Genomic DNA, 8,977 nt, shown 5'->3' on the forward strand with positions numbered 1-8,977 from the left:
GCCGGGCGCCCGGCGGCTGCCTACCCGGAGCCCACTCACCGGGAGACCGGGGCTGCCCTTCGCGTGGCCGTGATGGCGCACCGGGCTCATGAGGCTCGTGGGGCTCCCCACCAGGGCCCCGGGAGCCGCCGGAAGACTGGGGGCCGCCGCGGGATCGGGAACCGGGGCGCCGTCCCGGTCCGGGCTCGCGCAGCTCGTCGGGCAGCCGCAGATAGGGGTTCGTCTCGGGGTTCGCCGGCCGGAACGGCGTTCCGGGACGGTAGGGTCCGGCCGCCCCGGCGCCCTCCGCGTACAGGGCGACGTTTTCCGGGAAGTCCAGGTCACTCCGTGCCAGTGGCGCGGCCTGCCTGCCGGCGGCCCCCGTGGCGCACGCGAGGAGCGCGCCCGCCGCCCCCGCACCCGCGCCCCACAGCGCACCGAGCAGCAGGGCCATGCCGAGCTGCCCGTGCAGCTCGATCCCCGAGTCGAACGCGTCGATGCCGAGCACGGACAGCGAGGCGTTCACGGACACCTCCGTCAGCCAGCCCAGCAACGGCAGCGCGAGCGCGGTCACGATCGCCAGCCGCAGCGCGCAGCGACCGGCGAAACCGAGGACGCCCCGTCCCCGTACGAGTCCCCGTACGAACGGAGTGCGCGCCGCGGTCAGGACACCCGCGAACAGCATCGACAGCGCCGCCGCGACACCCAGCAGCCAGACCCGGCCGTCCAGCTCGGCCAGCCTGCCCAGCGTGACGGGCTGGTCGGTGGAGAACTTGAGCAGGTCGTCCAGGGGATCGGGCAGAAACTGCAGGAACGGGCCCGTCGCCTTCCCGTCCCACGGCACGAAGAGCCCGAGCGGGATGCCGAGCCACACCCCGTTGGGCGCCCCGACCAGGGCGGCGCCGGCGATCCTTCGGGGATTGTCGTCGCCGATCGCCGCGTACGCCGCTGCCGCGAACCCCGCCAGGACCGCCACCAGTAACACCGTGACCAGCGCGGACACCGCGGGCCGCACCAGACGGTGCACCGCCTGCCAGCGGCGCGGCAGCGGGGTCCTGCGGGAGGCGAGGAGCGCGATCACCAGGACGCCGAGTACCCAGCCCAGGCCGCCGAGGAGTGTCGGCACGGTGTCGACGGTGAAGCCCACCTTGGCGTTCGCGTCCGCGAGGTCCCCGAGCCGGTCCGGCAGCAGGCCGCCGAGGTCGCCGAGTCCGGGCACCTCCACGTCGTCGGGCAGCCCGCCGCCCGGCAGCTTGTCGAGCCCGAGCGAACCGCCGTCGATGGTGATGATGTCGTGTCCCGCCCAGGCGAGACCGCCCAGCATCGCTACGAAGAGGGCGGCCACCGTGCCCGCCCGCGCCAGCAGTTCGGCGGGCGAGATCACCGCGCCCGCCCCGCGCAGGGAGCGCAGGAAGAACCAGGACAGCAGCAGCGCGCCCACCAGGCTCACCCCGAGCGGCGTGATCTGGAGGGCGGTATCGGCCTGCGCGCCCTCCAGCCCGAACGCCGACATGTCGCCCGAGGGAGTCACCGAACCACCGGCCCCGAGCGCCACGACCGCCGCGGTCATCGGCCCGAGCGACGCCGTCGCGTCCGCGTCGAGCAGATGGAGCCCCAGGGCCCCCACGCCCGCCATGCCGATCAACGCCCAGCTCACGGCGGCGACCGAGGACAGCAGCACCTCACCCACCGGTATGCGCCTGTCGTGTCCCACGGACCGGTCGCTCATCGTCAGCCCCCCGACTGTCGCACCGCGACGCTGTTGCCGCGGCGTCCCCCTCGCGTGGGATTACCACTCTCCGGGCCGGTTTCAACCCCGTCAACGGAAACGGACAAGCCGCCCGTACGCTGTCTTCACGAGGCCCGACTTTCGGTCAAGGGGCTCCTACTGAAATAGTTCCCCCCGATGTTCGACATCCCTAGACTCCCTGTGCTGGGGATAAACCGGGGGACAACACAGTGGGGCATGGAGTGCCGGAACTCGTACTGGAATTGAACGGACGGACCTGGACGCTCGACGCGTCCAGGCCATACACCCTCGGACGTGATCCGCAGGGGGACATCGTGCTCGACGACGCCAGGGTGTCCTGGCGTCACGCCACGATCAGCTGGGGCGGCCGCAGTTGGGTCATCGAGGACCACGGCAGCACCAACGGCACATTCGTGCAGGGGCAGCGGATTCATCAGATGGAGGTCGGCCCCGGCTCGGCCGTGCACTTCGGCAACGCGACCGACGGACCACGCCTGAGCCTCGCGGGCGCAGGCAGCGCCGGGGGCGGCGCACCGCAGGCACAGCCCCAGCAGCAGCCTTACGCCGCACAGGGGGCACCCGCGGCCGGCTGGGCCCAGCAGGCGCCGCCGCAACAGCAGCAGGCGCCGCAGCCGCCGTCCCAGCAGCAGGCACCGCAGGGCGGGCACATCCCGCAGCAGCAGGGCCCCGGTGGTGGCGCGGGGGCGCCACCGGTCTACGGCGACCGCAGCCCGACCACGTTCCACCAGATGTCCCTCGGCCGCGTGATGCGCATCGGCCGTGCGCTGGAGAACGAGCTGGTCGTCTCCGACCTGCAGGTCTCGCGGCACCACGCCGAGTTCCACGCGACGCCCGACGGGCGCTACGAGATCCGCGACCTCGGCTCGCACAACGGCACGTACGTCAACGGTCTGCCGATAGCCAAGGGCGGCTCTGCGCTGCTCGGCGCGAACGACATCGTCGGCGTCGGCCACTCGACGTTCCGCCTGGTGGGCGACCGCCTCGAAGAGTTCGTCGACACCGGCGAGGTCTCCTTCTCGGCCCGCCACCTGACGGTGACGGTCGACGGCGGCAAGCAGATCCTCAAGGACGTCTCCTTCGGCGTACCGGAGAAGTCGCTCATCGCGGTCATCGGCCCCTCCGGCTCCGGCAAGTCGACGCTCCTGAAGGCGCTCACCGGCTACCGCCCCGCCAACGAGGGCGACGTCCTCTACGACAACCGAAACCTGTACAAGCAGTTCGCAGAGCTGCGCCAGCGCATCGGTCTGGTCCCGCAGGACGACATCCTGCACAAGGAACTGACCGTCAAGAAGGCCCTCAAGTACGCGGCCAAGCTGCGCTTCCCCGCGGACACCACGCAGGCCGAGCGCTCGACCCGCATCGACGAGGTGCTGCGCGAGCTCAAGCTCGACATCCACAAAGAGAAGAAGATCACCTCTCTCTCCGGTGGCCAGCGCAAGCGCGTCTCGGTGGCTCTGGAGCTGCTCACCAAGCCGTCGCTGATCTTCCTGGACGAGCCGACCTCCGGCCTCGACCCGGGCATGGACCGCGACGTCATGCAGCTGCTGCGCGGCCTCGCCGACGACGGCCGCACGGTCCTCGTCGTCACGCACTCCGTGGCCGAGCTGGCCATCTGCGACAAGCTTCTGGTCATGGCGCCCGGCGGCTCGGTGGCCTACTTCGGCCCGCCCGAGGAGGCGCTGAACTTCTTCGGCTACGACACATGGGCCGATGTCTTCTCCGCCTTCGAGAACTACCGCGACTACGACTGGGCGGGACGCTGGAAGGGCTCGCAGCACTACCAGATGTACGCCGCGGACATCGACGCGGTGGCTCCGCAGTCCGTAGGCATGCCGACCGCCCAGTCGATGCGGCCGCAGAAGCCGCAGAGCTGGATCTCCCAGCTGACCACGTTGGTCCGCCGGTACGTGGCGGTGATCGTGTCGGACAAGGGCTTCCTGGCACTGAGCGTGCTCCTGCCGGCGGTGCTCGGCGCGGTGAGCCTGCTCATCGAGCCGGGCCAGGCGCTGACGGCCAACCCACCGCGGGCCAACGGCGTGATCCAGCCCAACGGCACCACCACCACCGTCCTGCTGATCCTCGCGGTCGGCGCCTGCTTCTCCGGCGCCGCCAACTCCGTCCGCGAGCTGATCAAGGAACGGGTGATCTACGAGCGGGAGCGCGCCACCGGCCTGTCCCGGTCCGCGTATCTGATGTCCAAGGTGATCGTGCTCGGTGTGATCACGATGCTGCAGGGCGCGATGATGGGCGCGATCGGGTTCGGCACGCGTGAGCTCCCGAAGGAGGGGCTGGTCCTCGGCAGCTCGGTGCTGGTCGAACTCGCGCTGCCGATCATGGCGCTCGGCTTCGCCGCCATGATGTTCGGGCTCGTCATCTCCGCGCTGGTGAAGACGGCCGAGAAGACGATGCCGCTGCTGGTGATGTTCGCGGTCGCCCAGCTGCCCTTCACCGGGTGCCTGCTCATCCTGAACGGCGCCATCGGGGTCAACCAGGTCTCGTATCTGTTCCCGTCGCGCTGGGCCGTCGCCGCCGCGGGCGCGACGCTCGACTTCAACAAGATCTTCCCGGACCAGGACGATCCGTCGAACACGGACCCGCTGTGGGAGAACACGGTCGCCGCCTGGACCCTCGACATGGCCGCGCTGATCACGCTCGCCGTGATCTGCGGCGTCCTGGTCGCCCGCTTCCTGCGCCGCCACGAGCCGGAGGTCATGCGCAACTAGCACCAGAGCCCGCGCGGCCGAGTGGTTCGAGTGGTTAGCGGCCGAGTGGTCCGAGGACACGTGAAGGGCGGCACCCCGGTGGGGTGCCGCCCTTTCGGCGTATGACTCAGAGGTCCGCGCAGACCTTTAGTACGCGCTGTCGACGTTGTCTATCGAGCCGTACCGGTCCGCCGCGTAGTTGGCGGCGGCGGTGATGTTGGCGACCGGGTTGTACTGGCTCTTGGCCGTGCCGGCGACGTGGTACGTGTCGAAGGTCGGCTTGATGACCTGCAGCAGACCGATCGACGGGACGCCGTTGATGGCGTTGATGTCCCAGCCGTTGATCGCGTTCGGGTTGCCCGAGGACTCCCGCATGATGTTGCGGTGCAGGCCCTCGTAGGTGCCCGGGATGTTGTGCTTCTTCATGATGTCCAGCGACTGGCGGATCCAGCCGTCGAGGTTGTTCGTGTAGGTCTTCGCGGCGGCAGGCTTGATCGCGGCACGCTTGGCGGACCGGCTCGCGGCCTCCTTCGCCTTGCGGGCGTCCTCCGCCTTCTTCGCCGCGGTGGCCTCGGCGGCCTTCTTCGCGGTGGCGGCTTCGGCGGTCTTCTTCGCGGCCGCGGCCTGGGCGTCGGCCAGCTGACCGCTGAGACCGACGGTCTTGACCTGGAGGTGCTGCGAGGAGAGCGCGGCCGGAGCGGCGGAGACCGACTCGGAGCCGCCGTCCGTGCCGGACGGAGCGAGCGAGAGCGCCACGGCGGTGGCGCCGAGGGTGGCGACACCCGCGAGCGTGAGTTTTCGAGCCTTGGTCAGAGCGGGACGGGGAGCGGTACCGGGAGTGGTGTGCTGCTTGAGCATGCTGTGGGACCTCTTCGAATAGCGCGGAGGTCGCTCTGCGGTCCGGTGGGGACGAATGATGTTTCCGGACCAAACACCGCGGGTAGCAACCTGCGATGTCGGGCGACGTCGGCCATTGTTAGCGGCCCGAATTTTCGCTGGCAAAGGTGTGACGTACGACCCTGGATAGTGGGCCCCAAGTGACAAAACGGGACAGACCTGACGTCTGTCCCGCTCAAGGGGAGTCCCTTTATCTCCTATGTCCGTTCGTACGTGATGTGCGCCCTATGTGCGGGCTCACACCGGCCACGCTCCCGTCTCACCAATAGTTGCTGGAGCAACGCTCTGCGTGAGGGTTCTCGTCCGGCGGCAGGATGAGGTGTACGTCGCCGAACTCGTGCCACAGATAGCGCCCGCGCAGCGCCTCCTCGTACCCGCGGTCGACGGCCGCCCGCCCGGCGATCGCCTCCAGCATCAGCAGATGCGAGGCCTCCGGCTCGTGCAGCCCGGTGAGCAGCCCGTCCACGACCCGCACCCCGCGCTCCGGAGTCACCACCAGACCCGTCCAGCCCTCCGCGGCGCGCACCACCCCGTCGGAACCGGCCGCCGACTCCACCGCGCGTACGGCCGTGGTGCCGACCCCGATGACCCTGCCGTCACCGGCCTTCGCCGCGTTCACCAGCCGCGCCGAGGCCTCCGGCACCAGGAAGCGCTCCGGGTACGGCGGCTCGTGCGCCTCGGCCGAAGCGACCCCGGTGTGCAGGGTGACGGGCGCGAACTGCACGCCCCGGCTCACCAGCTCCGCCACCATCCGCGCGGTGAAGGGCCGCGCCGCACTCGGCATCTCCGCGCTCCCCGCCCCGTCGGCGGACGGCAGCGCGAACACGGTCTGGTACGCGGACAGCGGCTGGTCCCTGTCCGTATAGGAGTAGCGAATGGGCCTCCCGTGCCGCCGCAGGAACCCCAGGACGTCGGGCTCCGAGACCCGCCCCCACCACAGCCGCGCACTCCGCCCCGCGAGCGGTGCCTCCAGTACGAGCCGTACGTCCCCCGGGAGCCGCACCTCCGTCCCCCTGGGTCCGCCCGCACGCGCGCGCGTGGTGCCCCGTCCGTCGGGGTCCCGCAGCTCCACCGCCCAGCGTCCGTCGTCGCCCCGGGTGGAGAAATGCACCACCACGCGTGCGTGCCCGACGCTCCCGTCCACCGCGGCCGCCAGCGTCACGGACGTGTTCACCACGAGCAGGTCCCCGGCCCGCAGACGTCCCGGCAGCTCCACGAACGCGTGATGCGACACCTGTGTCCCGCGTGAGACGAGCAGCCGCACGGCGTCGCGGTCGAGGCCGGGCCCCCGCTGTTCGGCCGGTGCACGGGCGGACAGCTCCTCCGGGACCGCCCTCCTCGCCGGGCCGCGGCCGGCCGGCGGCACTCCCATGGCGGTCGTCATCGCCGCTCCAGCAGGGCCGGCGCGGCATACCGGCCGCTGTCCGGACGCTTGTCGAGCAGCCGCAGGAAGGCCGGTACGACACTCGCAGGGTCGGGCCGCGGATCGTCGTCGTCCGGTACCGCCGCCGCGTACAGGTCCGTACCCATGTCACCAGGGTCGACCGCCCAGACCCGCAGCCCCGGCTCCTCCTCCCCGAGCACCGCCGAGAGATGGTCGAGCGCCGCCTTCGAGGCCCCGTAGCCGCCCCAGGTCTCGTACGCCTCCGCTGCCGCGTCCGAGCTGACGTCGATCACCGCGCCCGCCGGAGACTCCCGCAACAGCGGCAGCGCCTCCTGGACCAGCCCGAGCGCCGCCACCACATTGACCTCCAGCGCGCGCCGCAACCCGTCCAGGGCCAGCGCGTCGAGACGTACGAGCGGTTCGGCGCCCAGCGCGCTCGCGTTGTTCACCAAAAGATCGACACCTCCGAGCTCCCGGGCCGCCGCCACCAGGGCGGCACGGTGCACACCGTCCGTGACGTCCCCGGGCAGCGCCCGCACCCGTGCCCCGTACGTACCGACGGCCGCGGCCGTCTCCTGGAGCGGCCCGGCCGTTCTGGCGTCGAGCACCAGATCCCAGCCGCGCGCCGCCAGCGCCTCGGCGAGCGCACGCCCCAGCCCCTTCGAAGCCCCCGTGATGATCGCTACCGGCATGATCCGTCCCCTTCGCTCCGTGGCCGCCGCTCCCGGCGGCTGCCCTCAACGTAGGAACCCGGAGGCCGGCACCGCCTCGTGCGCGGGCCGCAGAGCGCCGGGGCCCTTCGTCCTAGGTCCAAGAGCCGCCCGACGCCCGGAATCCCGCCACAGGACCTAGGTCCAGGGGACCGGGCCGGGGCCGCCACAGGTCCGATACGCGCTGTCACACCCCGCCGGTACCGTGAGGTCATGAGTCATGGACCCCGGTCGGGCCTGCTCGCGGTGAGCACCGCGCTGCTGGCCATGAGCAGGCACCTGGAGGTGCGCGACGTCCTCAAGACGATCGTCGCCTCGGCCCGCGAGCTGCTCGACGCGCAGTACGCGGCTCTGGGGGTCCCCGACGACCACGGAGGCTTCGCGCAGTTCGTCGTCGACGGCGTCAGCGATGCCCAGTGGAAGGCCATCGGCCCGCTCCCGCGCCAGCACGGCATCCTCGCCGCGATGCTGCACCAGGCCCACCCGGAGCGCCTCGCCGACGTGCGCGAGGACCCGCGCTTCGAGGGCTGGCCCGCCGCCCACCCCGACATGTCCGACTTCCTGGGCCTGCCCATCCGCGACGGCGACGAGGTCATCGGCGCCCTCTTCCTGGCCAACAAGCTGCGTCCGGTGGGGGACGACCCCGCACACCCTCCGAGTCCGAAGGCGGAGGGCGGCTGCGGCTTCACCGAGGACGACGAGGAACTCCTGGGGATCCTCGCCCAGCACGCCGCGATCGCCCTCACGAACGCCCGCCTGTACGAGCGCAGCCGCGAACTCACCATCGCCGAGGAGCGCTCCCGCCTCGCTCACGAACTGCACGACGCCGTCAGCCAGAAGCTGTTCTCCCTGCGCCTCACCGCCCAGGCCGCCGCGACCCTGGTGGACCGCGACCCGGACCGCGCCAAAGGTGAGCTCCAGCAGGTGGCCGCCCTCGCCGCCGAGGCCGCCGACGAACTGCGCGCCGCCGTCGTCGAACTGCGTCCCAGCGTTCTCGACGAGGACGGCCTGGTGGCCACGTTGCGCACCCAGATACAGGTCCTCGACCGGGCCCACTCCGCGCGCGTGACCTTCGAGGGCCGCGGCGTCCGCGCGCTGCCCGCCGCTCAGGAGGAAGCCATGCTGCGGGTCGCCCAGGAGGCGCTGCACAACGCGCTGCGGCACTCGGGCGCGGCCCGTGTCGACGTCACGCTGGAACGGCGCGGCCCGGGTGCCGTCCTGCGCGTCAGTGACGACGGCGGCGGCTTCGAGCCCAGGGCGACCCGCCGCGCGGGCCGCCACCTCGGCCTGGTGTCCATGCGCGACCGGACGAACGGCGTCGGCGGCAGGCTCGCGGTGGAGTCGGCGCCCGGGAAGGGCACCACGATCGAGATGGAGGTCCCCGGTGGCTGACGCAATCAAGGTGCTGCTCGTCGACGACCACCAGGTGGTCCGCCGGGGACTGCGGACCTTCCTGGAGGTACAGGACGACATCGAGGTCGTGGGAGAGGCGTCCGACGGCGCCGAAGGAGTCGCCCGCGCCGAGGAGCTGAAG

The 8,977-nt window shown here is 71.5% G+C and carries 7 protein-coding genes; 3 read left to right on the forward strand and 4 right to left on the reverse strand.

All coding sequences use genetic code 11. From position 1 onward, the window contains the following. A partial coding sequence (locus tag AOK01_RS38240; RefSeq protein WP_245702593.1) for a streptophobe family protein occupies positions 1-1,708 on the reverse strand: 1,708 nt, incomplete at its 3' end. A gap of 242 nt (positions 1,709-1,950) precedes the next feature. Between AOK01_RS38240 and AOK01_RS38245 the strand changes: the two genes are divergently transcribed. After that, the gene (locus AOK01_RS38245) at positions 1,951-4,473 is read left to right on the forward strand and encodes an ABC transporter ATP-binding protein/permease (protein WP_055519975.1); all 2,523 of its coding nucleotides are present in this window, start codon (positions 1,951-1,953) and stop codon (positions 4,471-4,473) included. A gap of 126 nt (positions 4,474-4,599) precedes the next feature. Here AOK01_RS38245 and AOK01_RS38250 read toward each other — a convergent pair whose 3' ends face one another. From AOK01_RS38250 to AOK01_RS38260, 3 genes are all read right to left on the reverse strand, one after another. Further along, positions 4,600-5,310 carry a transglycosylase SLT domain-containing protein gene (locus tag AOK01_RS38250; RefSeq protein ID WP_055519978.1) on the reverse strand — a complete coding sequence of 237 codons (711 nt, stop codon included), beginning with the start codon at positions 5,308-5,310 and terminating at the stop codon, positions 4,600-4,602. Positions 5,311-5,608: 298 nt separating this feature from the next. Next, positions 5,609-6,733 (reverse strand): S-adenosylmethionine:tRNA ribosyltransferase-isomerase, encoded by a 1,125-nt coding sequence (locus tag AOK01_RS38255; RefSeq protein ID WP_055519980.1) that lies wholly within the window; start codon positions 6,731-6,733, stop codon positions 5,609-5,611. Then, on the reverse strand, positions 6,730-7,425 hold the full coding sequence (locus AOK01_RS38260) for an SDR family NAD(P)-dependent oxidoreductase (RefSeq protein ID WP_055519981.1): 696 nt from the start codon (positions 7,423-7,425) through the stop codon (positions 6,730-6,732). Before AOK01_RS38260 ends, AOK01_RS38255 begins: the two co-directional genes overlap by 4 nt. Before the next feature lie 231 nt (positions 7,426-7,656). On the opposite strand from AOK01_RS38260, the gene AOK01_RS38265 reads away from it, so the two are divergent. Continuing rightward, on the forward strand, positions 7,657-8,835 hold the full coding sequence (locus AOK01_RS38265; protein ID WP_055519982.1) for a GAF domain-containing sensor histidine kinase: 1,179 nt from the start codon (positions 7,657-7,659) through the stop codon (positions 8,833-8,835). Then, the coding region (locus AOK01_RS38270; RefSeq protein WP_157871657.1) for a response regulator at positions 8,828-8,977 on the forward strand (150 nt) is incomplete at its 3' end. The genes AOK01_RS38265 and AOK01_RS38270, both read left to right, overlap by 8 nt.

This window comes from Streptomyces aurantiacus, from assembly GCF_001418335.1.
In the GTDB taxonomy this organism is placed as follows: domain Bacteria; phylum Actinomycetota; class Actinomycetes; order Streptomycetales; family Streptomycetaceae; genus Streptomyces; species Streptomyces aurantiacus.

What these genes read in the sequence shown, in the direction of transcription:
- AOK01_RS38255 (WP_055519980.1), bottom strand. Translation starts at nt 6,733, where the DNA reads ATGACGACCGCCATGGGAGTGCCGCCGGCCGGCCGCGGCCCGGCGAGG.
- AOK01_RS38260 (WP_055519981.1), bottom strand. Translation starts at nt 7,425, where the DNA reads ATGCCGGTAGCGATCATCACGGGGGCTTCGAAGGGGCTGGGGCGTGCG.
- AOK01_RS38250 (WP_055519978.1), bottom strand. Translation starts at nt 5,310, where the DNA reads ATGCTCAAGCAGCACACCACTCCCGGTACCGCTCCCCGTCCCGCTCTG.
- AOK01_RS38265 (WP_055519982.1), top strand. Translation starts at nt 7,657, where the DNA reads ATGAGTCATGGACCCCGGTCGGGCCTGCTCGCGGTGAGCACCGCGCTG.